35 protein-coding genes are annotated in these 26,664 nt (G+C 32.9%); 31 read left to right on the forward strand and 4 right to left on the reverse strand.

Annotation, left to right across the window (positions count from 1 at the left end):
* Positions 1-67 precede the first annotated feature (67 nt).
* From P2Q73_RS08465 to P2Q73_RS08535, 15 genes are all read left to right on the forward strand, one after another.
* Positions 68-634 (forward strand): AAA family ATPase, encoded by a 567-nt coding sequence (locus P2Q73_RS08465; RefSeq protein WP_275785844.1) that lies wholly within the window; start codon positions 68-70, stop codon positions 632-634.
* 49 nt (positions 635-683) lie between these two features.
* Complete coding sequence (locus P2Q73_RS08470) at positions 684-1,271, forward strand: NUDIX hydrolase N-terminal domain-containing protein (protein ID WP_275785847.1); 588 nt, start codon at positions 684-686, stop codon at positions 1,269-1,271.
* A gap of 75 nt (positions 1,272-1,346) precedes the next feature.
* On the forward strand, positions 1,347-1,784 hold the full coding sequence (locus tag P2Q73_RS08475; RefSeq protein WP_275785850.1) for a GNAT family N-acetyltransferase: 438 nt from the start codon (positions 1,347-1,349) through the stop codon (positions 1,782-1,784).
* Positions 1,785-1,935: 151 nt separating this feature from the next.
* Positions 1,936-2,178 carry a hypothetical protein gene (locus P2Q73_RS08480; RefSeq protein WP_231687558.1) on the forward strand — a complete coding sequence of 81 codons (243 nt, stop codon included), beginning with the start codon at positions 1,936-1,938 and terminating at the stop codon, positions 2,176-2,178.
* Positions 2,179-2,317: 139 nt separating this feature from the next.
* Positions 2,318-2,671: a VOC family protein gene (locus tag P2Q73_RS08485; protein WP_275785853.1), complete on the forward strand. Its 354-nt coding sequence runs from the start codon at positions 2,318-2,320 to the stop codon at positions 2,669-2,671.
* A gap of 251 nt (positions 2,672-2,922) precedes the next feature.
* Positions 2,923-3,798, forward strand: a complete 876-nt coding sequence (locus tag P2Q73_RS08490; protein ID WP_275785856.1) for a phosphotransferase family protein — start codon at positions 2,923-2,925, stop codon at positions 3,796-3,798.
* A gap of 62 nt (positions 3,799-3,860) precedes the next feature.
* Positions 3,861-4,217, forward strand: coding sequence for a cupin domain-containing protein (locus P2Q73_RS08495; protein ID WP_275785858.1), 357 nt, complete (start codon positions 3,861-3,863; stop codon positions 4,215-4,217).
* 184 nt (positions 4,218-4,401) lie between these two features.
* Complete coding sequence (locus P2Q73_RS08500) at positions 4,402-4,932, forward strand: D-glycero-alpha-D-manno-heptose-1,7-bisphosphate 7-phosphatase (protein WP_056831909.1); 531 nt, start codon at positions 4,402-4,404, stop codon at positions 4,930-4,932.
* Between the two features lie 234 nt (positions 4,933-5,166).
* The gene (locus P2Q73_RS08505) at positions 5,167-5,979 is read left to right on the forward strand and encodes a class I SAM-dependent methyltransferase (RefSeq protein WP_275785860.1); all 813 of its coding nucleotides are present in this window, start codon (positions 5,167-5,169) and stop codon (positions 5,977-5,979) included.
* 157 nt (positions 5,980-6,136) lie between these two features.
* On the forward strand, positions 6,137-6,505 hold the full coding sequence (locus P2Q73_RS08510) for a hypothetical protein (protein ID WP_275785862.1): 369 nt from the start codon (positions 6,137-6,139) through the stop codon (positions 6,503-6,505).
* Between the two features lie 92 nt (positions 6,506-6,597).
* The gene (locus P2Q73_RS08515; RefSeq protein ID WP_275785864.1) at positions 6,598-7,440 is read left to right on the forward strand and encodes a hypothetical protein; all 843 of its coding nucleotides are present in this window, start codon (positions 6,598-6,600) and stop codon (positions 7,438-7,440) included.
* Between the two features lie 55 nt (positions 7,441-7,495).
* Positions 7,496-8,002 (forward strand): GNAT family N-acetyltransferase, encoded by a 507-nt coding sequence (locus P2Q73_RS08520; RefSeq protein WP_275785866.1) that lies wholly within the window; start codon positions 7,496-7,498, stop codon positions 8,000-8,002.
* Positions 8,003-8,151: 149 nt separating this feature from the next.
* Positions 8,152-8,547 (forward strand): VOC family protein, encoded by a 396-nt coding sequence (locus tag P2Q73_RS08525; protein ID WP_275785867.1) that lies wholly within the window; start codon positions 8,152-8,154, stop codon positions 8,545-8,547.
* A 33-nt stretch (positions 8,548-8,580) separates the two neighbouring features.
* Positions 8,581-9,594, forward strand: a complete 1,014-nt coding sequence (locus tag P2Q73_RS08530; protein WP_275785869.1) for a serine hydrolase domain-containing protein — start codon at positions 8,581-8,583, stop codon at positions 9,592-9,594.
* Positions 9,595-9,638: 44 nt separating this feature from the next.
* Positions 9,639-10,106: an SAM-dependent methyltransferase gene (locus tag P2Q73_RS08535; RefSeq protein WP_275785872.1), complete on the forward strand. Its 468-nt coding sequence runs from the start codon at positions 9,639-9,641 to the stop codon at positions 10,104-10,106.
* 186 nt (positions 10,107-10,292) lie between these two features.
* Here the strand turns inward: P2Q73_RS08535 and P2Q73_RS08540 are convergent, their stop codons facing one another.
* On the reverse strand, positions 10,293-11,051 hold the full coding sequence (locus tag P2Q73_RS08540) for a PAS domain S-box protein (protein ID WP_275785875.1): 759 nt from the start codon (positions 11,049-11,051) through the stop codon (positions 10,293-10,295).
* 405 nt (positions 11,052-11,456) lie between these two features.
* On the opposite strand from P2Q73_RS08540, the gene P2Q73_RS08545 reads away from it, so the two are divergent.
* On the forward strand, positions 11,457-12,320 hold the full coding sequence (locus P2Q73_RS08545) for a DUF2785 domain-containing protein (protein ID WP_275785878.1): 864 nt from the start codon (positions 11,457-11,459) through the stop codon (positions 12,318-12,320).
* A gap of 72 nt (positions 12,321-12,392) precedes the next feature.
* Here P2Q73_RS08545 and P2Q73_RS08550 read toward each other — a convergent pair whose 3' ends face one another.
* Positions 12,393-12,905, reverse strand: a complete 513-nt coding sequence (locus P2Q73_RS08550) for a GNAT family N-acetyltransferase (protein ID WP_275785880.1) — start codon at positions 12,903-12,905, stop codon at positions 12,393-12,395.
* A 122-nt stretch (positions 12,906-13,027) separates the two neighbouring features.
* Between P2Q73_RS08550 and P2Q73_RS08555 the strand changes: the two genes are divergently transcribed.
* From P2Q73_RS08555 to P2Q73_RS08565, 3 genes are all read left to right on the forward strand, one after another.
* Positions 13,028-13,678, forward strand: coding sequence for a hypothetical protein (locus P2Q73_RS08555; RefSeq protein ID WP_275785883.1), 651 nt, complete (start codon positions 13,028-13,030; stop codon positions 13,676-13,678).
* A 155-nt stretch (positions 13,679-13,833) separates the two neighbouring features.
* Positions 13,834-14,655 (forward strand): bile acid:sodium symporter family protein, encoded by an 822-nt coding sequence (locus P2Q73_RS08560; RefSeq protein WP_345798833.1) that lies wholly within the window; start codon positions 13,834-13,836, stop codon positions 14,653-14,655.
* Positions 14,656-14,715: 60 nt separating this feature from the next.
* Positions 14,716-15,339, forward strand: a complete 624-nt coding sequence (locus P2Q73_RS08565; RefSeq protein WP_275785886.1) for an FMN-binding negative transcriptional regulator — start codon at positions 14,716-14,718, stop codon at positions 15,337-15,339.
* A gap of 36 nt (positions 15,340-15,375) precedes the next feature.
* Here the strand turns inward: P2Q73_RS08565 and P2Q73_RS08570 are convergent, their stop codons facing one another.
* Positions 15,376-16,785, reverse strand: a complete 1,410-nt coding sequence (locus P2Q73_RS08570) for an aminotransferase-like domain-containing protein (RefSeq protein ID WP_275785888.1) — start codon at positions 16,783-16,785, stop codon at positions 15,376-15,378.
* 133 nt (positions 16,786-16,918) lie between these two features.
* Between P2Q73_RS08570 and P2Q73_RS08575 the strand changes: the two genes are divergently transcribed.
* The 11 genes from P2Q73_RS08575 to P2Q73_RS08625 all read left to right on the forward strand — a co-directional run bounded on the left by P2Q73_RS08575 (position 16,919) and on the right by P2Q73_RS08625 (position 25,298).
* The gene (locus tag P2Q73_RS08575) at positions 16,919-17,521 is read left to right on the forward strand and encodes a LysE/ArgO family amino acid transporter (RefSeq protein ID WP_275785890.1); all 603 of its coding nucleotides are present in this window, start codon (positions 16,919-16,921) and stop codon (positions 17,519-17,521) included.
* Positions 17,522-17,671: 150 nt separating this feature from the next.
* Positions 17,672-18,118, forward strand: coding sequence for an NUDIX hydrolase (locus P2Q73_RS08580; RefSeq protein ID WP_275785893.1), 447 nt, complete (start codon positions 17,672-17,674; stop codon positions 18,116-18,118).
* A gap of 30 nt (positions 18,119-18,148) precedes the next feature.
* The gene (locus P2Q73_RS08585; RefSeq protein WP_053589041.1) at positions 18,149-18,676 is read left to right on the forward strand and encodes a dihydrofolate reductase family protein; all 528 of its coding nucleotides are present in this window, start codon (positions 18,149-18,151) and stop codon (positions 18,674-18,676) included.
* A gap of 57 nt (positions 18,677-18,733) precedes the next feature.
* Positions 18,734-19,291 carry a sugar O-acetyltransferase gene (locus tag P2Q73_RS08590; RefSeq protein ID WP_275785897.1) on the forward strand — a complete coding sequence of 186 codons (558 nt, stop codon included), beginning with the start codon at positions 18,734-18,736 and terminating at the stop codon, positions 19,289-19,291.
* Between the two features lie 28 nt (positions 19,292-19,319).
* Positions 19,320-20,207 carry a protein kinase domain-containing protein gene (locus P2Q73_RS08595; protein WP_275785900.1) on the forward strand — a complete coding sequence of 296 codons (888 nt, stop codon included), beginning with the start codon at positions 19,320-19,322 and terminating at the stop codon, positions 20,205-20,207.
* Between the two features lie 66 nt (positions 20,208-20,273).
* Positions 20,274-21,107 carry an alpha/beta fold hydrolase gene (locus P2Q73_RS08600; protein WP_275785903.1) on the forward strand — a complete coding sequence of 278 codons (834 nt, stop codon included), beginning with the start codon at positions 20,274-20,276 and terminating at the stop codon, positions 21,105-21,107.
* A 131-nt stretch (positions 21,108-21,238) separates the two neighbouring features.
* Positions 21,239-21,760 (forward strand): sigma-70 family RNA polymerase sigma factor, encoded by a 522-nt coding sequence (locus P2Q73_RS08605; RefSeq protein ID WP_275785906.1) that lies wholly within the window; start codon positions 21,239-21,241, stop codon positions 21,758-21,760.
* Complete coding sequence (locus tag P2Q73_RS08610; RefSeq protein WP_275785910.1) at positions 21,753-23,117, forward strand: DUF4179 domain-containing protein; 1,365 nt, start codon at positions 21,753-21,755, stop codon at positions 23,115-23,117. Before P2Q73_RS08605 ends, P2Q73_RS08610 begins: the two co-directional genes overlap by 8 nt.
* Before the next feature lie 176 nt (positions 23,118-23,293).
* The gene (locus P2Q73_RS08615; protein WP_275785913.1) at positions 23,294-23,767 is read left to right on the forward strand and encodes a GNAT family N-acetyltransferase; all 474 of its coding nucleotides are present in this window, start codon (positions 23,294-23,296) and stop codon (positions 23,765-23,767) included.
* Positions 23,768-23,873: 106 nt separating this feature from the next.
* Positions 23,874-24,389 carry a hypothetical protein gene (locus P2Q73_RS08620; protein WP_275785916.1) on the forward strand — a complete coding sequence of 172 codons (516 nt, stop codon included), beginning with the start codon at positions 23,874-23,876 and terminating at the stop codon, positions 24,387-24,389.
* Between the two features lie 540 nt (positions 24,390-24,929).
* Positions 24,930-25,298, forward strand: coding sequence for a hypothetical protein (locus tag P2Q73_RS08625; protein ID WP_275785919.1), 369 nt, complete (start codon positions 24,930-24,932; stop codon positions 25,296-25,298).
* A gap of 9 nt (positions 25,299-25,307) precedes the next feature.
* Here the strand turns inward: P2Q73_RS08625 and P2Q73_RS08630 are convergent, their stop codons facing one another.
* Positions 25,308-25,742: a ribosomal maturation YjgA family protein gene (locus P2Q73_RS08630; RefSeq protein WP_345798834.1), complete on the reverse strand. Its 435-nt coding sequence runs from the start codon at positions 25,740-25,742 to the stop codon at positions 25,308-25,310.
* A 132-nt stretch (positions 25,743-25,874) separates the two neighbouring features.
* Between P2Q73_RS08630 and P2Q73_RS08635 the strand changes: the two genes are divergently transcribed.
* On the forward strand, positions 25,875-26,417 hold the full coding sequence (locus P2Q73_RS08635) for a hypothetical protein (RefSeq protein ID WP_275785922.1): 543 nt from the start codon (positions 25,875-25,877) through the stop codon (positions 26,415-26,417).
* Positions 26,418-26,664 lie beyond the last annotated feature (247 nt).

The raw sequence follows: 26,664 nt of genomic DNA on the forward strand, positions 1-26,664 counted from the left end.
CGCTGTCTCAACTAGTAATGCAGCAATTTGTTGTTAATCCAAGAATTATCAGAATGGAGTTAAGTTCATGAAAAGGTTAGTAATTATGACAGTCGGTATAACCCATAGTGGTAAAACTACGTTCGCAAAAGCATTAGAAAAAGAGCTGCATAACTCAGTTGTGATTGACCAGGATAACCACGCGGAGTTCCTACACACTTATTACGAATCATTACTACCAAAACAAGGTCCAAATGTGATCAAGTATGCACTCACTCAAACTATTGTTAATTATGTAGTTAATGAGACTAATTGCCATCTTATTCTTTGTAACTCCAATCGCAATCGGAAAAATCGCTTGAAACTACTTGAACATTATCACAAACAAGGATTTATTTCTATCCTTGTGAATTTTGAAATTCCAGAACATGTTGTTAAAGAACGTGTTGCCATTAGTCAGCGAACTACAACTATTTTAAGAACAGCTTCAACTTTTGAAGAAGTGCTTATTCGACAGCAAAATGAGTCTAATAAAAGCGATGTTATACCTCCAAACAAAGGCGAAGCGGGCCATTTATTTTTGATCAAAAGCGAGAATGATTTTCCGTACATAATTAAAAAAATTATTAGTATTGCCCATACTAATAATACATAGGAACAAATTAGTAAAATAATGAATTTTAATTGAAGGTGAGGCTATGTAATTGGAGAATAGATTGTCATTATTAGAAAACGTACGTTCAATTGCACAACTCGGCTTACATTATGCAGTGAACCCATATGATATAGAAAGATACGAAAAATTGCTTTTATTAGCTAGTAAAGAGTACTCGGAAATCACTGAAGTTAAGGAAAGCATAATTATTGAAAAGTTTAAGAAAGAGCTTGGACATGTAACACCAAAAGTCGGGGTGAATGGAGTTATTTTTTCTTCAGATGGAAAAATGCTTTTAGAACATCGAGCTGATGATGGAACGTGGGGAATTATCGGTGGATGGTGTGAAACAGGAGAAAGTCCCGAAGAATCTTTAAAAAGAGAGTTTATAGAAGAAACTAGTCTAGTAATTAAGGTGAATGATCTCATTGATATATTTACAAGAAAGCCAGGAGATTTTGGCCAGCCACACACTTCCTATCATCCTCTATATGCTTGCGAAATAAAGGACGGAGAATTAAGAACTTCATTTGAGAGTTTGGAAATCGGATTTTATAGTATCGATGAAGTAGAAAAATGGCATGGTGAACACTTTGATATGGCTAAAAGAGCTTATCGATATATGAATATGCACTAGGTTTTGAACAAGTTTGGCGATTAGGAGATTATTCACTTAAAGTGCAAGTAATTTCATGGGAGGTTCGTATATTTAATGACAATTGAAGTTAGAGAGGTACTACCAACAGATTATATAGATTTAGTAGAGTTGATGAGCGAATTAGGTTATCCTACAACATTAGTAGATTTAACTGAACGGTTTGAGACTATACAAAAACATGAAGATTATCAGTCATTGGTAGCTGTAAAAGATAATGAAATAATTGGTTTTGCAGGTTTAAGTAAGGCCTTCACTTTTGAATTTTCGGGTTTATACGTACGATTACTTGCGTTTGTTGTAAGTTCAAAACAACGTAAGCAAGGAGTTGGTACAAAGCTACTAAAAGCTTGTGAAGAATGGGCACTTCAGCAAGGAGCAGTAGCAATAACTTTAAATAGTGGTAATCGAGAAGAGCGTCAAACTGCGCATCTTTTTTATAAAAGTAATGGATATGATGGCAAAAGTACAGGATTCTTAAAAAAATTTAACTGATGTACTGGAAGATGAATAAAATTAGGATGTTCGCTATTCCTTTATTAAAATTCTTAAAACAATAATCACACCAGGTGTCATCTTCAATTATTTTTTTACATAGTATTGATCAAATAAAGGATACTAAAATAAAGGAGTGATAATTTTGGCAGTGTGTCCTTTATGTAACGGATTAAAACGGTTAGAAATATATTGCCCAAAATGTAGTTCTCAATTAGACGACTCTGGCAAGGTTTCCGATTTTTTAGATCCTTATGGTCACTATAATGATGAAGAAACAGTGAAAATGGGTGATGGCTATCCTAATACAGCTAAAGATCAAATTTGCCCTCATTTAATGGTCTGTAATAATTGCAATTATGATGTTGTTAAGTTCATACAAGAAGAGAGCTAAGTTAATATCGATAATACAAAAAATAATTATTAGCAGGTATTTTGAAGTATATGTAGAAATAACAGTATACCAGTTATATGTATTTTAATTATGAAATGTTTAACGATGTTAAGGACAACTGTATTATGGAGGTGTTATATTGAATAGCCCAATTTTAAATCAGATTGGAACAGTGTTTATCCCTGTTCGTAATATAGAAAAAGCTAGGGATTGGTATTGTGATGTATTAGGGTTGCCTGCTGACGGAGAAATACAATTTGGACATTTGTTTGTTATTCCAATGAATGGGACTGGCATTGTATTGGATAGTAAGATTTATTCGGAGGAAAATATTTTTAAAACTCCTTCCTTCCATTTTAATACAAATGATATCGAGGAAGCATATAGGTTTATGGAAAGTAAAAATGTTGATTTAATAACTCAAATTGAACATAATCATTATTTCAATTTTAAAGACCCTGATGGTAATCAATTGATGATATGTAAGTGTTAGAGTGTGATTGAACATATATATTCTCATAAAGTGATTTTAAAGATTTCAAATAATCATTAGTGAAAGAATATAGGAAAAAAATTACAATGATTTCGTGTGAATACAACGCCCATTTGGGTGTTTTTTTGTTAGAAATTAAAGGATTAATGGATTTGATAGGGAAATAATATAATATGATTATATATACTAGTTGAACCATTTTATGTATAATTGGTAAATTATAGATTCTAGTTATTCTAAGGAGACCCTAAGTGGAGAATATACAAAAGGTAATTAAACAATTCAAACTTCCTATATTGTCGATTGATACCGTTCCAGAGTCTTTTAGTTCAGAAGTTTATAAAATACAATTAATAAACAAAAAGAATGTATATATAAAGATTCCATTCAGCAAAGACAAACTTTTTCGTGAGTATAAAATGTTAATTAAGCTAAAAAATTATATGTCGGTACCAACAGTTCTAGACTATTGGGAGGGGGATGAAACAGTAACAGGTGCATTGTTGTTAGAGGAAATTATCGGTGTCCCCTGTTTAGGAAGAATAGATTTCCAGTTAGCTTTCCAAATTGGAGTGAATCATGCAATGCTTCATGCTTTATCAATGCCTGTATATGGTGCAGAAACCGAGAATGGATTTAAACCATTAGAAAATAACGATTGGAGAAATTTCATTCAACAGACTTTTATTAAGTTCGAAACACATACAAGGCTTGAACTATCTAATGATTTATACGAAAAATCAATCCGACATTTTGAACTCATTTTTCCTACACTACCTGCTCCTGATGGTCCTTGTATTATTCATATGGATTTTCGTCCAGGTAATATATTAATACATGACAATAAAGTTAGTGGAATTATAGATTTTGAGAGTGCTCGAGTTGGGTCTACAGAAATTGATTTTGCAAAGATAAATCGTGATGTTTGGAGTAAATATGAAGGAACTAGAGATGCTTATATTTCTGGATATGAGTCGATTCGACCAATTTTGGATTTAGATAGTATACTTTCTTTTTATTCTTTTTATGATGCCTTTAACTCTATTGGCTGGTGCCGTTTACGGGGAGTAGACAAGCACCAAGCATTTCTTAACGAGAATATAGAGATTTTAAGAAAGATTTTGTAGGAGAAAACGAATCTTTTGGAAGGTGCAGTTAAAATTGGATTATTCAAATTAGGGGGTAACACATGGAGTTTTATACTTTCAATAAAAATAGAGGGAAAAAGATTCCGAATTTCAATTCGGATTTTATCATGACTCGTATTATCCACATACAAAAGGAAGCTCAAATAGGTTGTATGTATTTAGAAAAAAACGGAATTATTGGCTATCATCAGGCAACTGTACCTCAGCTTTTGTTAATTTTGAATGGAGAAGGATATGTACGGAATGGTGATGATAAATATTTTAAAGTTCTACCTGGTGATGCTGTATTTTGGGAGAAAGATGAATGGCATGAAACTAAATCAGATAATGGATTGACAGCAATAGTAATAGAAAGTGAAGAATTAAATCCGGCGTTGTTTATGTCTTTAAAATTATAGGTCTAATGAGATGAATCCTTTAATAGTGTAGATGAAGTAAAATAACCTTAAATGAAAATAAGCAGATTTCTATTTAAATAAAATACTATCCAAATACCCTACTAAATTTGCAGTTTATTTTCTGACAACAAGGGCAAACTATTTTTAAAAAAATTTAAACTACAATACATTAGGGGGAACAAAAATGAAGAAGGCAGTCTTTTTGGATCGTGATGGAGTAATAAATGAAGTGCTGAGTGATCGAGTTAAATTTGTGAATAAACCACATGAGTTGTATTTCTTACCGGGTGTTCCAGAAGCAATTAAAAAATTGAATACTTTCTTTGATTTTGTTTTTGTTGTAACTAATCAAGGGGGTGTTGGTTTAGGGTTTATGAAAGAAGCTCAGCTCAACAAAATACATGAACATATGGTTGCTGAATTAAAGAAGGAAGGTGCAACAATTCATGATGTTGCTTATTGTCCTCATAAGCCAAAAGCAGGTTGTGCTTGCCGAAAACCAAATAGCAAATTAATTGTCGATTTGGGTGAAAAATATGATATTGAATTATCCAAATCCTATATGGTAGGAGATACTGATACAGACATCATTGCAGGGAAGAAGGCCGGAACAAAAGGTGTATTTCTAGGAAAGAATGATCCACTTGCAGATGCCGTTTTCCCTGACCTAATTAGTGCTGTGGATTGGATTATTGAGGATGCAACAGCTGAATAATGTGCGAATAGTTATTCTGAAGTTCTTATAACTTTTTTAAATAAAGAGGTGAAAAATAGTGAAAAATAAATTATTCCATGTAGAAATAATCGTGTTTTCATTATTTTTCATCATTTGTTGTTTAATGAACGATGATGCTAAAAATACTAGATGAAATAAGTAGGAACATCCATGCTTTTATAGAAGTATGTAAAGGTTTTTTCGAAAATAAAATAATAGAATGTAGGTGTGGGAATGAGTAATATCATTAATTATTATAATAAGTTTGATGAATGGGGACGTTTAGAAAGAGAACCGATTGAATTCCAAGTTAATTTGCATTTTATAAAAAAATATCTGCCTCCAACAGGAAACGTGTTAGATAATGGTGCTGGACCAGGAAAATATTCTATTAAACTTGCTCAAGACGGTTATAGAGTAACCTTAACAGATTTAACGCCGAAACTTGTTGAAATTGCTAGAAATAAAGTACAGGCACTTAATTTGGAAAAACACTTTAATGGTTTTTTTACTGCAGATGCTAGAGAACTTAAAATGATTAATGATGAAGAGTTTGACGCATCATTAATGCTTGGCCCTATGTATCATATACAAGATGAAACTGAACGTATCAAAGCAGTTAGAGAGTTACATAGAGTTACTAAAAATAATGGTATTGTTTTTGTTGCGTTTATGCCAAGAATCAGGCATATATTGACTTCACTATTATATCCTGAACATTGGAAACCAAATGATAACATAGATGAGATTCAACAATTTTCACAAACAGGTAGTTTTAATCATCAAGATGAAGGACGCTTTACTGGTGCTTATTATTTTAATATAGATGAAATCAAACCTTTTATGGAATCACAGGGATTTGAAAGTATAGAATTGATAGGTTCTAATATAGGTGCAATATTAAATAATGATAATTGGAATTACTGGAGAAACAAAGGGGAAGCAGAACTTGAAAAACTCCTGAAAATGCTTATTGAAAAAGCTGACGACCCACATATTCTTGGAATTTCATCTCACTTACTTTATATTGGAAGAAAAAAAGGGTAATTAATTTACTTATATTTCTATTAGACATTTAGATCACCATAGAGGTCAATTACATAATTAGTTGAAAATGCCTGGTATCGCAGTTTCAAGGGAAACGTTATTTTATAAAATTGAAAGTAATAATTGACCTTAAGATTATTGCAAGGAGAGTGAGATTATGTTGTTTTTGATTATCTTATTATATTTCATTATCGTTGTATTTCTTATAATCAAAAATTCTATAAAAATTTCTACAGCTTTGCTGCCATTATTATTCTTTTCCATATTGTCCAATGTTGCTTTGTCTCAAAATTATACACAGAGTTTATTATCGGAAGCTAATGATGGAATCGGCGTATCCAATTTTTTATCTAGTTTCATATTACCAGACGATTATTGGTCTCAAGAATTGTTCCATTCTAGTTATGAACTTACAACAAATTTATCGTTATTACTACTGATTGTTTACATTCTTACAATAGTTGTTGAAAGTATTTTTCTATTAAAGAGAAAAACAAATTTAGCTTCCGACTCGAAATCCAATTAAAAAAAACCCTTCATTATAATTGTTGCTGTTATGTCTTTTCCGATATTTGTTTCGCTTAGTACGAATAAATGATATTAGGAGAGTAATATAGTATGAGAATTATTGATACAGTCCCATATTTTTTATATAACTATAATTCCTCTATCGATTTTTTAAGAACTTACTATAGTGTATATCCGGATGTATTTAAAGAATATTTCACTTATCACTGTAAAGACACGGAAGAGCGACATATGGAATCTCTTAAAAAGTATCCAGAATATATAGAACGAATAAAAAAAGTTCATCATAATATTTTACCTGTTATAGAAGAAACAGAAGAAGAGTACTTTAAGTTATTTCAAATTTCATTTCCTATTGATGTTAATTTGATTGTAGGTGGATTTGGATCAAATGCATATACGCATAGGCAATTTATACCGGACATAACTTTTTCTTTAGAGAAATTGTCTCCAAAAACGGAGCATTTGAGAACGATTGTTGCGCATGAGTTTGGTCATGCAGCACAGAATATCATGTCTGAAGAAGCAGGAATAGATTGGACAGAAGTCCAGTGGAAAAGTCCCCTTACATGGCTGAATCAGGAAGGTGCAGCCACACACTTTTCTCGTCGTACAGCAATAAATCTAAATTCTTCCATTTATTTTTCATATAACGATGAAGGAGAAGACTGGTTATCATTTTCAACAAAAAATAGAAAAGAAATAAAAAGAGCATTCTCAGAGGATTATTCAAATTTAACTGATGAATTATTATTTAAAAAGTGGTTTTCGATAAATGGGGAGAATCGGTTTGGTTATAGCAGATTAGGATACTTTGTTGGAGATATGTTCTTTCAACATCAAATTGAAAATCTAGGCGAAATAAATGCTGTGATTGCTTGGAAGGAAAAAGGTTTTGAAGAAAGTGTAAAACAATGGTTATTTCAAAATTAATATAATAGAAACATTGCGTAATTTTCGAGACACATATGATAGGTGGAAATAAATTTTGATATTCAGTAACGAAATACTTATCAGAAAAATGAAACAGAATGACTTTGAATTAATGGTTAAATGGCTAAATGACCCAAAGGTTTTGGAATTCTACGAAGAGTCTCCTACTAACTACGATAAAGTGGTAAATAAATATGGACCTAGAGTGGAGGGAAAACACTATGTAAATCCTTGTATGATAGAATTTCAAAATGAAACAATTGGATATATACAGTTCTATCCAATACAAGAAAATGAATTAATAAAATATGGCTATCCACAAAATCAAATTATTTATGGTATTGATCAATTTATTGGAGAAACTCAGTTATGGGGAAAAGGAATAGGTACATCCATGATTTCTATGATGGTAAATTATTTGAGTATACATAAAAGTGTATCACGAGTTGTGTTGGAAGTGAAAAATACTAATGTCAGAGCAATCTCTAGCTATGAGAAGTGCGGTTTTAAAAAAATGAAAGAACTTCAAAATGATTTAACTTTAATGGAATGGATGAAATAAGTGTTAATCTTTGCAGAGTTGGTGATCAATAAATTGATCACCAACTCTTTTTCCTTTTTGTGCTAATAGATAAAGTTAGCTAAACAAGAAGGAGTATTATCCCAACTTCTAGAATACAAAGTAATATGGCCATTCAAGGAGGGATAAAAATGATTTTTGAGGTTACTTTTCAAGTTCGTGTTTCTGATATTAAGGAAGGTCATAAGTGGTATGAAGTAGTATTAAACAAAAAACCAGATTTACAACCACATTCTGGTTTTGTTGAATGGGAAATTCTACCTGGTTGTTGGTTGCAAGTTGCTGAAGGAATCCCTTCAAAAGCTAGTGGACCTTTACGCTTGGGTGTCACTAATATAATTACTGAAAGAGAGAGACTTGTTAAGGAGTTAGGGATTGATCACTTTGAGATACATTCTAGAGAAGAAGTATCAGCCAAATGGGGAACTTTCACAGACCCATGGGGGAATCAACTAGGGTTCTTTGAGTATCTGGATAAAATAGAAGAAAAAGAGCGATTTAAGCAGATTGGGGAGGGGTCATTTTAAGCATTACCTTTAATAGAAAGTAGGTTTTAATAGTTGAAAATAAAACAAGAGTTGAACGATGTTTTTGATTCAGTTGTACTACATGTAAAAAAAACTTCTGAAGAAGTTGACTGCTCTGGCGCGAGTGTACTCATTATACATAAAGATAAAATTGTAGCGGAGAAATACTGGGGAAAACATTCAAAGGCAAGTGGTGCGAGGCCAATTCAAGAAGATTCGCAATTTCATGTTGCATCAGTTCGTAAAAGTTATATTGGTTTTGCTGCTTCCTACGCGATACATAATGGTTACATTAAATCGATTGATGATGAAGTGAATAAATATTTACCAGTACCGAATATGGACCTGTACAATAAAACAACTATAAGACATTTGCTAACACATACACATGGGTTGAATTTACAAGATAGCAATATAGTTAGAGAGTTTCCGCCAGGGCAAAGTTGGGCTTATCGAGATATTGGTGTTGATTTGTTAACACAAATTATCAAACTGACAACTGGTAAAACAATAGTTGAGATTCTTTATGAAGAGGTCTTTAATCCTTTAGACTTTCAGGAAACAGGTTGGCATGATGACTCCGATTCAAAATTAGTAGATGTTATAAGAAATCCGAATGATTCTCTATGGTCAAACGACAGGGGTAGAGATGGTGATAAGAAAAATATGTATGTTTCCACGAGAGAGCTTGCGTATTGGGGCTATATCCATTTAAAGCAAGGTTTGATTAATGGTAAGCAAGTTGTTTCAAAAGATATTATTAATAGTTCTACTAGCCTTCAGAGTCCTAACTTAATGAATAAGGATCTGCCCCAAAACGGTTTTTTATGGTTTGTTAAAGAACTCCCAGCTAAAAAATCTGAGATAGGTGAACTTGTGCCGAAAGAATCATTTCAAATTTTGGGTTATACCAATGTTGCAGTACTCGTTATACCTAAAAGAGATATTGTCGTAGTTCGAATGTTTAATAGTTATGGTTCCACTGATAACTATGATTATTTAGTAAATATTCGAGAATTTGGTGATACAGTCATGAAATGTTTTTAAATCAATAACATTGTTTAAAGTTGGTTTATAAGGAGAGATAATTTATGCAATATACAATTGAACCAATAGCATTTGTAAATAATAATAGATTAGATATAGAGGATGATAACTGGGAATCAATCATTTCTACAATTGAGCTCACTGAAAATATGACTGAATCTTCTTTGGCTGGTATTAATGAATTCTCTCACTTAGAAATCATATTTTATTTTGATAAGGTTTCTGATGATAAAATTCAATATGAAGCAAGGCATCCTAGAAACAATAAAGAGTACCCAAAAGTTGGAATTTTTGCGCAAAGAGGTAAAAATAGACCCAATAAGTTAGGGGTAACAATTGTAGAACTTGTAGAACATAAACAAAGAAAATTGATTGTTGAGGGATTAGATGCAATTAACGGCACCCCAATTATTGATATTAAGCCTGTAATGAAAGAGTTTCTACCAAAAGGTGAAGTAAAGCAGCCAGAATGGTCCGTCTCATTAATGGATAAATATTGGATCAAATCGTAGAAAAATGGTTTTCTTTAACTAAGAAGAGGGGGGTAACTTCCGAATGGGAGTAAGCCTTTTATATTATTAATAATGATGGAAATAATTGGTGAACAACATATATCTTTATTTAATAAAAAATTAAAGGACCTTTTTCGGTCCATATAATTTAATATGAAATTTAATTCATTAATCATGGTTGTGTTTTTATTTTTGATATATGCCTAAAGAAACTAATGCATCTTTAACACTGGACATTGTCGGTATTGTTTCTATTTTATAATCTAACTGTATCGCAGCTAGTGCTAATGAAGGTCTTAACCCCGTGATAATAGAACGCACACCAAGTAATGATAATACGCTATTTAACTTAAAGAGATAATCTGTAACAAGGCTGTCTAAATTGTAGATTCCAGAAAAGTCGATGATTAAACATTCAATACTTTGGTTTTTAACCTTTAAAGGTACATTTTCCAAAATCTGTATTGCTCTGTCTTCATCAATTGATCCAACTAAAGGAAGTATAGCTATCCCATTTAGAATAGGTACAACTGTAGCAGAAAGATCATTAATTTCCTTTATAATTTCTTTTTGTTTTGTTTCTGATTCTTTTCTACCCGTAATATCTTTTACATATGTTTGAATGGCTTTTGTATCCCCTATTTGAACAGGGTGACAATACAATTCTACATCTACTGTTGTGCCATCCATACGAAAAATTGTTTCCTCTATAACCTTAGCTGGTTGTTGATATGCGGATAGGATTCTTTTTTCTATTGCTACTTTGGATGTTTCTTGGAATATATCTAAAGGACTTGCACCAATAATATTTTCTTTGGGTGCTCCAAAAAACTTTTCTGCCATGTGATTAACATCAATTATCCGAAGGTTTGTATGGATTATTAATGGATCAAGTGAATATTCCATTATTTCACGGTAGTCAATATGTGCTATTTCTTCATTCAATCTACTCACTCCCTTGAAACTTATGGTTATTATAAAAACAAGTTATTAGACAATTGCTATTGCATAAATTGATTTCTCGTGCAACTCAATATAACTTTAACAGTTTTCAGCGAGATTCGCATGAGAAACTATTTTTGTAAATTTTTAACCTATAAAAAATACTCTATTGACTTTAACTCTATAAGAGCAAAGTAAGGGAATTTCATTATTGTATTTGCTCATGTTGATATAATACAACACTGGTTTGAAGATGCAAGCATATATACACATTAGAGAAGATGGCTGCTATGATAGAACAAATAGCCGTTTTTGGACCATATCAAGCTTTAGAAATTATGTGAAATTAAATCGTTATTTTTTATGTATTAAAAAAGGTAAAATTAATTTAAAAAAGGGATGAGAAAAATGGAAAAGGTTCAATCAAATTTTATAAATACAGCTCCGATGAATGCAAATGACCTAAAAATAATTTTAGAGGAAGTAAGAAGTGGGGGAAGGAATTGGGATGACGAGGATAAAGTTTTTCTCGTCAAATCAATGGTTGAACATATTGGCTCTACAGATAGTCGCCTTAGAGATCAATTGATATACACCTCTTTTTATCAACTAATAATAGAGAAAAATCTAATTGAGCATGATTTATTAAAGGAAGTCTTAGATTTTTGTTTAAATGAACGTTTGTTTAAAGGAATCGGAGAAACTGGTACCGATACAGTTTTTACAAGATCATTTACTACTCTATTAATCGCACTAGTATTATACAGAGATAACGAAGATAACTTTCTTACACAAGAGATGATTACTACTATTAAAGATCAGTTAGTTGAATATATAAGCTTGGAAAAAGATTTAAGGGGATTTATTTCAGGTAAAGGTTGGGCTCATAGTATTGCGCATGTTGCCGATGCTTTTGATGAACTAATAAAAAACAATCATATTGATAAAGAATTATATAAAGAAATTTTAATGCCATTATGGAAAAAGATTTTTGTGTCAGATAGTGTTTATGTCCACGATGAAGACGAGAGATTGCTAATACCAATTTTGGAAATGCTCAATAACGGGTTGGAACTTGGAGTAATTGGAAATTTATTGCAAAGAATACCTGATGAACTTTTAATACTAAAAAAGGAGTTAGATGAGGAAAATTATTGGTTTTTAGTAGCTAACTGTAAAGTATTTTTAAAAAGTTTTTACATAGAGGTAAAGAAAAATACAAGTTTACTACCTCTTCAAACTACTATTGAAAACTGCCTAACTGAAATATAGGCTTCCCATTAGTGTTAGTAAGGAAGAAAAGGCATCTCTACAAACTAAAATACCTTTTCTTATATGTGATTTCTATTCTTCTACTGGGTTTTTGGGGCCACTAAGATCTAATTGATAAAAAGCTAAGTCAAGCCATCTATTGAATTTAAAACCTGCTTTTTTTATAGTACCAGAGTATTCGAACCCAAAATTTTTATGCATCGCAATACTTTTTTCATTTGTTGCATCAATTCCAGCAATTAATGTACGATACTCTCTTTCATCAGCAATCGCTATTAATTCTTTCATTAATGAAGTTGCGATTCCTTTTTTTCTAAATTCCTTACTTACATAGATAGAATGTTCAATGGAATATTTGTATGCTGGCCAGGCTCTAAATGGACCGAAAGTTGCAAAACCTGCTACCCTGTTATCTTGTTCAAATACTAATATCGGATAACCTTCGTTCATTTTTTGTTGGTACCATTGTTGCCTATTTTCGAGCGTTTGAGGTTCGTATGTATACACTGCAGTCGTATTTAAAATCGCATCATTATATATTTCTAAAATATCCTGTAAATCTTTCTCTTGAATAGGTCTTATCATTATTAATTCCTCCTAATGTATCTAATGCAGTAAATAACACACCTTGACTGGACGAGTTAGCGTATGTTGGAATTCCTTTTCATATACAGGATTAAAATATTAAGGATATGAAAGGAATAAAAATGGAAAAAATTAATCTAATTAAGCAATATAATATCGTTACACCAAATTATAGTTTAGATGATAAAGAAATCTCATTTGACATATACATAAGTCCTAACCAACAGGTCTGTATAATAGCTAGACTAGATAATAACTATATATGTTGGTGTTCTATAACTGCTATTAATGATTATGATACCAATTCTTCTATATTTCAATATATATTGAATCTTAATGTAAAAACCATATCAAACGAGTTTAGTGCATTAGGGGAAAAATATAACGAAGTTAAAAACTGGCATCACCTGATTTTTAGTAAGAGAGCTTATCAAAATGAAAACCGTTTTTTTTCGCCAGTAAATTCTTGTTTCTTTATGGATGGAAAGTTTTTTGCAAGTGAGATTAATACATTTTACAAGCAAGAGAGGTCAAAGTGTGACTACAGATTAATCGACGATACTTATGTATCTATTTTAGAAAAATATAAAACTATTTTATATAAAGCAAATCAACATTATAGTTATTATCATGAGGTCAAACCAATTATTAAGATATTAGAAGATGAAAGTTATTTAAAACTTTCTCAAGTATTCGAAATTAGACAATTGTATTTGGAATGTATCCAAAAATCTAATGATTTATATAACCGCTATATGACAGAAATTCGATAAAAAATATGGAAAGAAGGCAGTTCGATGTTGGAAAGTTTGAATAAGCGCCTCCAGACATTGATGCCTATATTAACACCGCTTAGCTTGATTATCGGTGTATTGCTCGATGATGTAGGGGGCATTTATTATTTTTAGTTCCTTGGTTGTTTGCATTTATGACTTTTGCGGGTAGTTTGAGCTTAAATTTTAAAGGGTTGCAGAGCTTTACAAAGTATCCATTTGTCATTTTATTAACGATAGCATTTTTACATATTGTCATGCCCATTTGCGCTTATATTGTGGCAACTTTACTATTTGATGATCATTTACTGAAGATTGGTTTCATCTTGTCCGTTGCTGTACCAACAGGGGTGACTAGCTTTATATGGGTGTCGGTTTGTCGAGGAAATCTAGCACTGTGTCTATCCATTATTTTAATCAATACGCTCATTTCTCCGATCGTCATGCCATTTTTACTGCATCTAGTTATCGGACAAACAATTGAAATTGATACAGCTACTCTTATGCTTGATTTATTATGGATGATTGTGCTGCCTTCCATAGTGGGAATGTTATTAAATGAATTGACGAAAGGCAGTATTGAGGAGACACTTGGAAAAAAACTTGCACCGTTTTCGAAAATGAGCTTGTTTTTTATAGTCCTTATTAACAGTGGCGTTATTGCACCGTATATTAGAAGTATTACGTGGGAACTTGTTAGTGTTATTGTCATTGTATTTATTCTCGCATTTTCTGGATACGTAATGTGTTTCCTATTAGGGCATTTTCTTTGGAAAGATGTGGATATTGTAACGACAATTGTGTTTACAGGTGGAATGCGCAATATTTCGATGGGAGTGGTTGTGGCAAGTGCCTACTTCCCTCCGAAGGTTGTGCTGCCAGTTGTCTTCGGCATGCTATTTCAACAAGTACTAGCATCTTTTTTTAGCCGAGTTATAGAATTATATAGAGCTAAATTTGCTCAGGCTTCTGCTTAGTAAAAGTAAGTATTATTAGTAAAAATGTTAACAATAAAAAATAGCGTTAGGAGAAATCTGATGTATATTCCTAAATACTTTAAAGTCACAAATATAGATGAAATTAAAGAATTTGTCCAAATGAACTCATTTGGAACGATTGTAACTACTAAACAAGGCAAACCTATAGCTACGCACTTGCCCTTAGAATTGCATAAAAATGGAGACGATTACTATATAACCGGACACATGGCGTATGGAAATCCACAATGGAGAACCCTCGATACGAACGAAGATGTACTTGTTATGTATCAAGGACCGCATGCATATATCTCTTCCTCTTGGTACACACATGAAAATGTTCCAACATGGAATTATCAAGCAGTTCACATATATGGAGAAGCTAGCGTTTTGAATGAAGAAGAGCTAAAAGAAGACCTTGCTTCACTGCTTCATAAATACGAAAAGCATCGGAAGGATCCAGTTTTGTGGGAGAAGCTTTCTCCTCAGTTAATAAATAAAGAACTAAAAGGGATTGTTGGATTTAAAATAAAAGTAAAAGAGATCCAAGCAGCCTATAAATTAAGTCAGAATCGTAATGAGGAAGATTATCTTAACATCGTTGATCAACTGTCGGTTGAAGAAAATCTGACTTCTCAACAAATGGCAGAAGTGATGAAAAAGAGAGTGGAAAACCATCAGTAGTAATACTAATATCTGATTTATAAAAAGAACCGAGATTTAGTTGAATTCACGGTTCTTTTTTATTGCTTCAGAATAAAGAGTCTGAAGCCCTTCGATTAATTCTTTATCAGAAATATAGGAGTATGATAAGCGAATGTGATACGTATCTTTCGGTTCATATATATAACCGGGATTAATGAGTACCTTTTGATTCAATAAATTCATAAAAAAATCAGTTGTGACAATAGGTTCATTAAATTTTATCCATATATAAAATCCTCCTTTGGAAGATTCCCATGAAGCGATTTCCTTAAAGTATTTCTCTAATAAACTTTCCATTAAAGCAGCACGTCGTTTTAATTCTTCTTTTAATTTTTCAATGTGTTTTTCATATAAACCAGACGTTAACCAGTAGGTGACAATCTCTTGCGAAAAGGCACTAGAGCCGTAATCCATCTGCATTTTAATATCAGCCAAGCGTTTAATAACAGGTGATGGTGCTACAATCCATCCAATTCGTAACCCAGGGCTTAGTGTTTTTGAAACGCTTCCAAGATAAAGTACTCGTCCTGTTGTGTCGATTGACTTTAAGGAAGGAGTTAGAGCATCAAACGATAATTCAAAATAAACATCGTCTTCAATAATCGGTAGCTGCAAAGATTGGCACATGGCATAAAATGATTCCTTTTCTTCTAATGACCATATCCTACCAGTTGGGTTATGCAGTGTAGGGATCGCATAATAGATACCTTGACGTTTCCCGCTACGCATTTGAAGAATCTTTCCGTCTTGATTATTTGAATCAACACTCTGCATTTGCATACCAAAAGACTGGAAGGGATGAATGGAATTCAAATATGAAAATTCATCTTGAAACACAACAGAACCAGTCTCCAGTAAACCTACAGCAATTAATTGCAATGCTTGCAAGCCGCCTGATACGATGCAAATATTCTCAGGTGAAGTCGCAATTCCTCGATTTTTTAAATAATCGCAAAGTGCAACTCGTAATTTAAGGCTTCCCTGAGGAGAGGAGTAACCAATAGCTTTTCCTTCTAATTGAAGCTTTTGCAAGGAGGCTTGAATTTCAGCTGTAGGTAACAAGCTAGGGGCTAGCTCACCTGTGCTGAGTCGGATGATGGATTCATCTTGTTCAAACTCATTAATAAGTTGAATCGTTTGAAAGTTAGGTTTGTGAATACTTGCTTCAATATACTTTTGCCAATTAGGTTGCTTTTGTTTCAAAAGCATACTCCAAGAATCGTTGGATACATATGTACTTGAACCAACCTTTGATGATAAAATCCCATCAGCTTTTAATTCGTCTATTGCTTCTTGTAATGTACTCCTGTTAACACCAAGTGTAAGTGCCAGTTGTCGTTGTGCAGGAAGCTTTGTCCCGTTTGGCCATTGTCCAGTACTAATTTGTTCGGTTATCCATTGAATTATTTGCTTTGATAAACTCATTGGAAGTGAACGATTTGGTTTTCAATTCATACAGCAGCCCTCCTTTAAAAATTGGATGGTTAAAAAACAAACCAATTGGACCTTTTTCTTTAGTTATAACACAGCTACGATAGAGAGGAAAGGGGTTGAAAAGATGGAACCGATTTTTCATGGTATCATTTTAGCATTTGGACTGATTTTACCTTTAGGGGTGCAAAACGTCTTTGTCTTTACTCAAGGTGTCACACAACCAAGTATGATTTTAGCGCTTCCTGCGGCGATTACTGCAGCTATATGTGATACAATTTTAATCATTTTAGCGATTTTTGGATTATCTATGATTGTTTTACAATTTGAGTGGATTCGCTTGATATTAATTATTGGTGGAATTCTATTTTTACTGTACATGGGGAAAGTGATTTGGCTATCAGATGCAGCTAGTTTAGAAGGGAAAGAAGCATTGCCTTTAAAAAAGCAAATTCTTTTTGCACTTTCAGTATCCTTACTCAATCCACATGCTTTGCTTGATACGATAGGTGTGATCGGGACGAGTGCGGTTAAATATGAAGGACAAGATCAAGGATTGTTTATGATTGCTTGTATCATCGTTTCTTGGCTATGGTTTTTGTTATTAGCAACTACAGGAGTTTTCTTGAAAAAAATACAAATATCGAATAAAGTATTTATCTTATTTAATAAATTATCAGCTATTTTTATATGGGGCACTGCTATTTATTTATTGGTAGGTTTGTTTTAATTCTTAACGATTCGCACAGTGCGTTTCCTTTAACATAAAGCATAATGAATAAGCCATTTATTTTGAGTAATAAAATAAAGGGATTTCAATATCCAATGGAGAAGATGGAAGGGTTGGCAATTTATATGAGTAGAGATAGGGGATATAATTGTGTTAACTAGGATAACTACCCTACCAAAGGATAAAAGAATTGCTGGAGTTCATTGTATTCCTATAACAGAAACTGGTTCTATTATGATGGCATGGGACAAGGATGAACTTATACTAACTACTATTGGTGGAAGAATCGAAGAAAATGAAAGTTTGGAAGAAGCACTAGAACGTGAGGCTATGGAAGAAGTGGGAATTATTCTAGATTCCAATAGAATCCCGTTTGCTTCTTGGTACTGGCAATCAACTGATACATATACTGTATGGTTTTTAGTAAGAGTCGAAAAAATTTTAGCCTATTCATTTGATTTTGAGAAAACAGGCTATGTTATTTTTAATTTTGAAACGGCTAAGCAAATAGTCTCCAAAATTGAATCTAATAACGACAAAAGAGTTCAGATTTTAAAAATGGCAGAAGAGCAGGCAAAAAATCTGAGTTGGATATGATAAATAAATATACTGACAAGGGGTTAAAGTATGCAAAAGAGTACTGTCCTTTTTTACGGAGCTATTAGTTTGGATGGTTACCTAGCTAGGGAAAACCATTCGTTGGATTGGTTAATTGGAACGGAAGGTGAGGAAGACACAGGTTTTTCTGAATTCTATGAAACAGTTGATACAATTCTTATGGGAAGAAACACATACGAACAAATATTGATTCTTTCTCCAGAGGAGTTTCCATATAAAAATAAAAAGTGCTATATATTTTCCAGTACATTAACTGGCTCCAATAAGTATGTAGAATTCATTAACGAGGATATAATAGGCTTCACTAAATCGTTGAAAGAACAAGAAGGCAAAAGGATTTGGCTTGTAGGTGGAGGAGAGGTGTTGCAACCGCTTCTTAAAGCAAACATTATCGATGAATTTATCATTCAAATTGCCCCGTCCATAATTGGTCGTGGGATACCACTCTTTGTGCCAGGTAATTATGAAAAGGATTTAACTTTGGTCGATGTGAGACGTTATAAACAATTCGCAGAGTTACATTACACAAAATACTAAGTCATCTAGATTTGTCTTGGAATTTGCGTTGATAGTTTAACAAAGGAGTTTGAATGCATGATAAGTGAAAAAGAAAAAATGTTAAACGGTGAGCTTTATAATCCAACAGATCCAGAATTACTGAGAGAAAAGTTAACTGCCCGAAAGCTGACTAGATTATACAATCAAACATTAGAAACGGAGGAGGACAAAAGAACAGAACTTTTAAAAGAACTGTTTGGTTCAACAGGAAATAGTTTAAGTATAGAACCTACTTTACGTTGTGATTATGGCTACAACATTCATGTTGGTGAGAATTTCTATGCTAATTTTGACTGCGTGTTCTTAGACGTTTGTGAAATCCGGATAGGAGATCACTGTTTTATTGCTCCTGGAGTCCACATTTATACAGCAACCCATCCATTAAATGCCGAAGAAAGAGTATCAGGTGTAGAGTACGGAAAACCGGTGAAAATTGGGGACAATGTTTGGATTGGTGGTAATTCCGTTATTAACCCAGGGGTCACTATAGGAAATAATGTCGTCATTGCTTCGGGTTCAGTTGTCACAAAAGATGTCCCTGCGAATGTGGTAGTAGGTGGAAACCCGGCAAAGATAATAAAGCAAATAGATTAAATACCTTTAAGACAAACTGGGGGTTTTTATGTACAGTTCACAAGAATTTACCTTAGACAGTGTTACTTTTCAATTACGAGAGAAGCATGATTTTAAATGGATTCATAGTTTAGGTGAAGTTTTTTGCGTTTTTGATAAACAAGATTCTGGGAACATTAGTTTCGGTGTAGAAAAAAACAGTTCAAAAAAGTTTGTGAAGTATGCTGGAGCAAAAACTTTAGAGTATAAGGGGCATCCAGAAGATGCGGTAGCAAGATTAAAAGACTCAGTTAAAATCTACAACAATCTGTCCCATCCATACTTGGTAAATCTACTTGATCATTTTGAGGTTGAGAAGGGGTATGTTCTAGTGTTTGACTGGATCAATGGGGAGTCTCTCCATTCTCATTGGTCTTTTCCTCCACCCAAGAAGTACAATCATCCCGCTTCTCCTTTTTATCGTTTTAAACAATTACCTATTGAATTCCGCTTAAGATCTTTAACAAGTATATTTGAATTCCATGTACATATGGAAAAGAAAAATTATGTAGCCGTTGATTTTTATGACGGGAGTATCCTATATGATTTTGAGAATAACAGCACAAAAATATGTGATATTGATTTGTATATGGAAAAACCATTTTTCAATAAGATGGGAAGACTCTGGGGCTCCTCTAGGTTTATGTCGCCAGAAGAATTTACATTAGGCGCTCCAATTGATGAAAAAACAAACGTATTTAACATGGGAGCCACAGCATTCTGCCTTCTTGGAGGAGAACTAGACCGTTCATATTTAAAATGGGATGCAAGTGCTGAACTGTATAAAGTTGCAACCAGGGCTATTGAAGAAGACAGGAGTAAAAGGTATGCCAATGTAGAAGAATTCTATTTTGCTTGGAATTCTGCTTTAAAAGACACTTTTAACTATGAACATTGAAATACTATAATGATTACCCGCTTTCTATCAATTTTCAAAAGATAAAGTAAGGAGACATGCTAAGTTATGTGGATTCAACGATTTATCGATACGGAAAGAGGAACATTTGAACTATTTGAAAATGGTGATGGAGAGCCTTTAGCCGTTACACATTTATATAGTGCTTATGATGAGCGAGGAAATTCTTTTGCAAACTCGTTTACATTAGACTATCACGTGTATTTAATAAACCTTCGTGGTTGCGGAAATTCGGTCAAAGCTGAAAATGACAGTCAGTATAGTATGGACGAAACTGTAAGAGATTTGGAAGCAATTCGTATCGCTCTACAATTGGAACGGTGGGGTTTTGCTGGTCATTCTACAGGAGGCATGCTTGCACTTAAGTATGCAATCCTCAGGCCTTCATCACTTACAAAGATTATTGCTGGAGGAGCTGCAGCAAGTATAGAATATGGCTATGATCCTGACAGTATATATTGCTCTGAAAATCCTAACTTCAATCGAATTAATGACATTATGAACCAATTTAATGATCATTCCACATCAGTTGAAACTAGGCAGAAATTAGGCTATGAATGGGCTTTAATGTCATATTATTCCGAAGATAAATTGAAAGAGGCATTAAAAAAACCGAATAGTGGTAAGACAGTTGGCGATCGTTTAGATTACTTTAGAAAAAAAGAATGTACTACATATGATTTACGAAAAGAATTATTATATGTGACAGTCCCTAGTTATATATATTCAGGTAAATACGATGCACAATGCCCTCATAAATTCGGTGTAGAAATCGCGAATTTAATTCCTAATGCAATGTTTACAACATTTGAACAAAGTAATCACAATCCTTTTTCGGAAGAAGAGGAAAAATTTCAAGCATTTGTGAAGTCGACTTTATAGTGAAATAAGTATCATCATATTAGGCCTCTTAGGACACTATTTCCTAAGAGGTTTTAATTTATTTTATTTTTTCAAAACTTTTATCGTAGTTGTATGTCTAATAAATAAGAACAATGAAATGAGGTGAAATCTTGAGAGGAAAGAGTCTTGTTAAGAGGGCTATTAAAGGCGATGAAGAAGCATTTTTAGAACTCATGCATTCATATCAAGAAGCTTTATATCGAACTGCAATATCGTATGTAAAAAATGAAGAAGATGCATTGGAAGCGGTTCAAGAGGTGACGTATAGGGCTTATCGTAGCATAAAAACAGTGAAGGAGCCTGCCTACTTTAAGACATGGCTCATTCGGATTATGATGAACTATTGCCTAGATGTGCTGAAGAGAAGTAATAGGGAAATAGTTGAAGAGAGTCTGATTAATAGGACGGGTGTAAGTGAAGATTTTACTTATATGGAAGTAGAAGAGGCACTTTTAACTCTATCAGATTATGAAAGAGAATTATTGCACTTGAAATATTTTGAAGGGGTCAAAATAAAAGATATTGCTGTTATGTGGAATACTCCAGAAGGAACTATTAAAACTCGATTACATAAAGCATTACGTGCACTTCGGAACAATTTTGATGAGAAAGGAGATGTAAAGCGTGTTTAAGAAAGAAGAAAATAAATTGGAGCAGCGAAAGAATGCGATTGATCAAGTGAAAATACCAGCGGACAAATTACATTTTGCCGTACGACAGGGATTCGAAAAAGCAAAAAATGAAAGAGCATTAAAAAGAAATATTATTCGAAAACGGAGTACATGGTCAATTGTCGTAGCTGTAATTCTTCTTATTTCATTTGTCACTTCTATTACAGTGTCCCCAGTATTCGCAAGCAAAGTTGCATTAATACCAGGTATGGATAAAATTGTGGCGCTCATTAAGCAAGATAGAGGCTTGACTGCAGCGATTGAGAATGATTTTTATCAGCCTATAAATTTATCGCAAGAAAAGAACGGTATTACCGTGACACTCGATGGAGTAATTGCTGACAAAAAAGGCATGGTGATTTTTTATTCCGTTCAAACGAACCAAATGGATGTCAGCTCTCTTGAATTAAAGTATATACAATTGTGGTCAGGCATGAATTCCCGCTATAGATTTGATTTAAATGATTCCGTTCTACCTTTGACAGAAAGAAAGGATTCACAGTATTTTAGTTCTACCGAGCATATAGAAAGCAGTAAACTCGAAGAAGAACTATCCTGGGCGATAGGTTTGAAAAACGGAGAAAAAATAGAGCATTTTAAAATTCCATTTTCATATAAGAAGATGGATGTAGAGAGTAAGAATATTGTTGTGAATAAAGAAGTGACGATTGATGGCCAACGTATTAAAGTAAAAGAATTGATAGTCGATCCAATCCGTACTGTTGTTAGGTTAGAAGAAAATCCACATAACTCAAAGAAACTTCTTGCTCGTGCTTTTGATGAATTAGAGCTGAAAGACGACTTAGGAAGGACATGGTCAGCGTTACCTGGAAATTCATATAAACCACTTTTAAACGGTGATGTATGGGATGTACCACTTAAGGAAAGCTTTTACTTTTATGAACCGAATAAATTGAGCTTAACATTTGGGAAAATTGCAGCAATGGATAAAGACCAGGCTTATATTTTAATAGATACCGAATCCAAGGCATTTTTGAAACAACCATCAGAATCGTTATTCTCTAATCTAAAAGTGGAGAATGAAAAAGTTAGTTTTACAATTGAAGCTGATAATAACAATGATTTTGTTTATTTTCCTAGATTTACAGATGCTACTGGAAGAGATTTTATAATTTATTATAAAGGACTTTTTCCATCTACTGCAAATTATGTTAGAGGCTCATTAGTTAAAGTTTCTAATGAGGAAATGAAACTTGAATTTGATTTACCGTGGGAAAAATTTACCAATCCATTAAGATTTGAATTGGATTCTTATCCATCTTGGATTGAAGATGATGTAAAGGTGGATATAAAATAAATTAACAAGAACATTCGTTCATAATGATACATAGAGCGGATGTTCCTTTTGAATTAAATGTAACCGGGCTATAGATTCTAGCAGGAATAACGATCTTTTTGTAGAACTTATTGAAGAACGGAGCAGGAAAGTTAAACAATAAATCTTAAGTGAATTATTTATATGGAGGTATGAATATGAATTCGGTCGATGAAATTAATGTAGTGGTAGCAGGATTAAATGAATTGGATTTGGTTGCAACATTATTTGATAAATACAGAGTGTTCTATAACCAAGAATCCAACTTAGAGGCGGGAAGAAAATTTATTGAAGAAAGGATGAAAGAGAAGCAGTCTGTCATCTTCCTAGTTACCCAGGAACAAGTAAATGATGTGCTACCATTGGGATTTGTTCAACTATTTCCCTCATTCTCTTCGGTATCCATGGAGAGACTGTGGATATTGAACGATTTATATGTGGACCAATCAGCAAGACGTTTAGGTGTAGCGAAACTTTTATTAGAAAAAGCAAAAGAATATGCAATTCAAACAAATTCAAAAGGATTAGTCTTAGAAACTGCTAATGATAATCTTAATGCTCAACGACTGTATGAATCTATTGGATATAAAAAGGATAGCGGTACCATGCATTATAGTTTTTATCTTAAATGAATTGTTGGACCATTACAAACGGAGACTTTAGTGAAATATGGGGTTGCCAAAGGCAGCTCTTTTTTCTTATTGGACTAACTGGGTACAAAATCAAAGGGGAAGTATAATGAAAGGTTTCTATGTTAGTTTGTTTGCTTTACTCGGACTATGTCTTATAGCAGGATGTACCGATAATCAATTCGACAATAAAGCTACACCATTCGTAAAGACGGAGGAAATAAAAGAAAGCGACCCATTATATGTTGACACGATTGTAGACTATAAAGTGCCATTCAAAATTAGCCAAATTAAAAGTGTAATTGTTAACTTGAATGACAGTGCTTCAGAAATACCTCTTAAAGGAGTTAGATATGAAGTGTCGTTAATGTCAGAAAAAGAAATATCAATTGACGATAGAACATCTTTTAATTTTGAGATTGTAACTGATTCTTCCTTAAAGGAATCATTAGGGCCGATACATCCTTTGCATTTAACAGACACTCGTGATGGATACTTATATACTCTTTCGTTTGAAACAATATACATGGATTATTCCATAGAAGAACTCGAAGAATTATATAAAGAACGCAACTTTAAAATATATCTTAATTACAAAGGTGTAAATGAAATTGGCTTTTTATAAAAAAGGATTTATATTAATCTTCCTGAACGAACGTAGATTAGTTTAACAAGAAATACTGGGGGTAGTTCAGATAATTATTAGAAAACTAGTTTCTGCGATAGTTACTTGTGGGTTAGTTATGATAATTTACTTCGTAATAGAGCAGACGGGGTTTGTTATCATCATAGGTATGTTTTTACTCCCTATACTTTTGTTTTATGGAATACCGGTATCTATATTTTCTGATTATGTTACAAAAAAATCTAAAGGTATGTATAGAGGGTTTTTAGCATTATTGGTTCACTTATTGCTTGCATGTTTATTCGTTTTAATACCCATTATATTTTCAGAAGAAGAAAGGGAGATTTTATTTTCTGACTTCAAGAGTTCGTTTATATATTTCTTTTTAATTACATCTATTCTTTCTTCAAGTCTCTTCTGGTGTATAGATGAGTTTCTTAGGAATAAAAGAGTAAAAGATATTGGACAGAAAATTGGGGATTTAAAAATTTAATAAAGTTGTATGAATCATCATTCAATTTTTCAAGGGAGGGAAAAACCATGAAATATTATTTAAGTTTGGTACTTTTAGTTTCGATTGCATTAACTGGTTGTACTTCAGGTACACAAGTTACAAATAAACAAAGTAGTTCAGGAGAAGAAGTTGGTTCATACGCTGCTTTGTTGAGAATAAAAGGGGCTGAATATAGATCTATCGGGGTTAAAAATAAAGGAGAGTATACACTAAGTGACGAAATAGGTAAAGTTAAGAAAAGAGTACCTCCAGAAGTTCTCCCAAAAGACAATTTAGTATCTAATTATTTAGACGAAGGTATATTAATTTATTCTGTTGAGGAAGATAGTGACGTTATCCTTGTTCAAACAGAAGTAGATGGTGTCTATGAGATATTTAAAAAAACAAAAAAATAATTTGTTAATTTAGCTACGAAGGATAAACTTAATTGCCATCTTATCTAATACAGCAGCGAATATTATCCCTACTGTATATCGAATCAAATCCTCTGTAAGAAAACCTTTGCCAAATATTAAAGCCCCAAGAGATGTCCCGCGAATTTGATTAATCCAATCTTCCTGATACAACTGACTAAATTCAATGCCGAAGCTAAACAAAAAACTGAGCAAAATGACCGTAAGGGTGCTCTTATGAGCTAGCAGAAAACGAAATCCGAAATAGACCATCATTGCCCATAGAACGTCTCCTGCGTTCAGAGCTACAAATTGCATAAGTAGAAGACTCCATTTTCTAGAGGCAAGGCCAAACAAAATAGTGATAGCAATAGCTATCAAATAAAGTATTCGCATGTTACGGTATTGCGAGTTGTTAGGTTGTTGCTCATTATTCAATTGAATCACTCTTTCTGCGTGGTGACATTATTCATTAACTTACATTATCTCATAAATTGTCGAAGCAAGAATTATGTGTTTATGGAATTGTTGAAGCATGCTTGATAATAAACCGTATTAATTTTAAAGGGGGAATACTGAATGATTGATCGTAGGAATAGAACCTTATGTATTGTTATTTTTCGCATTTTGACAATGATGTCAGTGTTATTGATGACCGGTTGCTCGCAAACAGAAGAAGATCCATATAGAACAGCAATCACAAAAGTTCTGGAGCATCAGTTTAATGGTCCTGATGAAAAGTTTATGGAACTATTGTGGAATCCTAAATATACAACTGTTGTGAATAATAAAGAAGAGAACAAAGAGTTTGATAAGTATGTAGCAGAGGTATACGGACCTTACTTTACAGATTCTGAGCTCGATTTCTTTATTGCTGCATTTGCTACTTCATACCAAAGTCGCGCTTTTGACACTGGACATAAGTTAAGTCTAAAGGATATCACGATTGAGCAAAGTGATAAAATTTCAAATCGTTATACCTTCATAGCAAAGGTTGGTTATCAGAAAAATGGAGATGAAGAAAAAATTGCAAATGTAGAAGGTGAAGTCATGTTCTCTACAAAAGAAGATGGCCAAATAGGGAGATTTTCATATGGAGATGATGACGGTTTGTTGAGATAATGAGCAATTGAACAATGATTTTGTTTTACAACTGACGGGTGCTTTAGTTGAAAATTATTGGTTGGTTATTAAATGAACTTTTATATTTATATGGATAGGTCAGAATAAGCTTTATTTATTAAGGTTTTCATTGTAAAAATGTCATAACTGTAAATAAAAATCATACAAAAATTTAATAAAGGACTTCATCATAGGTTTTTATTTATGTAGAATAGTGAGGTTTTTAAACTTCGGTGGGGTTGTTATA

The organism is Bacillus sp. Cr_A10, assembly GCF_029222665.1.
GTDB lineage: Bacteria > Bacillota > Bacilli > Bacillales_A > Planococcaceae > Psychrobacillus.

What these genes read in the sequence shown, in the direction of transcription:
- P2Q73_RS08465 (WP_275785844.1), top strand. Translation starts at nt 68, where the DNA reads ATGAAAAGGTTAGTAATTATGACAGTCGGTATAACCCATAGTGGTAAA.
- P2Q73_RS08475 (WP_275785850.1), top strand. Translation starts at nt 1,347, where the DNA reads ATGACAATTGAAGTTAGAGAGGTACTACCAACAGATTATATAGATTTA.
- P2Q73_RS08495 (WP_275785858.1), top strand. Translation starts at nt 3,861, where the DNA reads ATGGAGTTTTATACTTTCAATAAAAATAGAGGGAAAAAGATTCCGAAT.
- P2Q73_RS08500 (WP_056831909.1), top strand. Translation starts at nt 4,402, where the DNA reads ATGAAGAAGGCAGTCTTTTTGGATCGTGATGGAGTAATAAATGAAGTG.
- P2Q73_RS08505 (WP_275785860.1), top strand. Translation starts at nt 5,167, where the DNA reads ATGAGTAATATCATTAATTATTATAATAAGTTTGATGAATGGGGACGT.
- P2Q73_RS08510 (WP_275785862.1), top strand. Translation starts at nt 6,137, where the DNA reads ATGTTGTTTTTGATTATCTTATTATATTTCATTATCGTTGTATTTCTT.
- P2Q73_RS08515 (WP_275785864.1), top strand. Translation starts at nt 6,598, where the DNA reads ATGAGAATTATTGATACAGTCCCATATTTTTTATATAACTATAATTCC.
- P2Q73_RS08525 (WP_275785867.1), top strand. Translation starts at nt 8,152, where the DNA reads ATGATTTTTGAGGTTACTTTTCAAGTTCGTGTTTCTGATATTAAGGAA.
- P2Q73_RS08535 (WP_275785872.1), top strand. Translation starts at nt 9,639, where the DNA reads ATGCAATATACAATTGAACCAATAGCATTTGTAAATAATAATAGATTA.
- P2Q73_RS08545 (WP_275785878.1), top strand. Translation starts at nt 11,457, where the DNA reads ATGGAAAAGGTTCAATCAAATTTTATAAATACAGCTCCGATGAATGCA.
- P2Q73_RS08550 (WP_275785880.1), bottom strand. Translation starts at nt 12,905, where the DNA reads ATGATAAGACCTATTCAAGAGAAAGATTTACAGGATATTTTAGAAATA.
- P2Q73_RS08555 (WP_275785883.1), top strand. Translation starts at nt 13,028, where the DNA reads ATGGAAAAAATTAATCTAATTAAGCAATATAATATCGTTACACCAAAT.
- P2Q73_RS08560 (WP_345798833.1), top strand. Translation starts at nt 13,834, where the DNA reads ATGACTTTTGCGGGTAGTTTGAGCTTAAATTTTAAAGGGTTGCAGAGC.
- P2Q73_RS08565 (WP_275785886.1), top strand. Translation starts at nt 14,716, where the DNA reads ATGTATATTCCTAAATACTTTAAAGTCACAAATATAGATGAAATTAAA.
- P2Q73_RS08570 (WP_275785888.1), bottom strand. Translation starts at nt 16,785, where the DNA reads ATGAGTTTATCAAAGCAAATAATTCAATGGATAACCGAACAAATTAGT.
- P2Q73_RS08575 (WP_275785890.1), top strand. Translation starts at nt 16,919, where the DNA reads ATGGAACCGATTTTTCATGGTATCATTTTAGCATTTGGACTGATTTTA.
- P2Q73_RS08585 (WP_053589041.1), top strand. Translation starts at nt 18,149, where the DNA reads ATGCAAAAGAGTACTGTCCTTTTTTACGGAGCTATTAGTTTGGATGGT.
- P2Q73_RS08590 (WP_275785897.1), top strand. Translation starts at nt 18,734, where the DNA reads ATGATAAGTGAAAAAGAAAAAATGTTAAACGGTGAGCTTTATAATCCA.
- P2Q73_RS08595 (WP_275785900.1), top strand. Translation starts at nt 19,320, where the DNA reads ATGTACAGTTCACAAGAATTTACCTTAGACAGTGTTACTTTTCAATTA.
- P2Q73_RS08600 (WP_275785903.1), top strand. Translation starts at nt 20,274, where the DNA reads ATGTGGATTCAACGATTTATCGATACGGAAAGAGGAACATTTGAACTA.
- P2Q73_RS08615 (WP_275785913.1), top strand. Translation starts at nt 23,294, where the DNA reads ATGAATTCGGTCGATGAAATTAATGTAGTGGTAGCAGGATTAAATGAA.
- P2Q73_RS08620 (WP_275785916.1), top strand. Translation starts at nt 23,874, where the DNA reads ATGAAAGGTTTCTATGTTAGTTTGTTTGCTTTACTCGGACTATGTCTT.
- P2Q73_RS08625 (WP_275785919.1), top strand. Translation starts at nt 24,930, where the DNA reads ATGAAATATTATTTAAGTTTGGTACTTTTAGTTTCGATTGCATTAACT.
- P2Q73_RS08635 (WP_275785922.1), top strand. Translation starts at nt 25,875, where the DNA reads ATGATTGATCGTAGGAATAGAACCTTATGTATTGTTATTTTTCGCATT.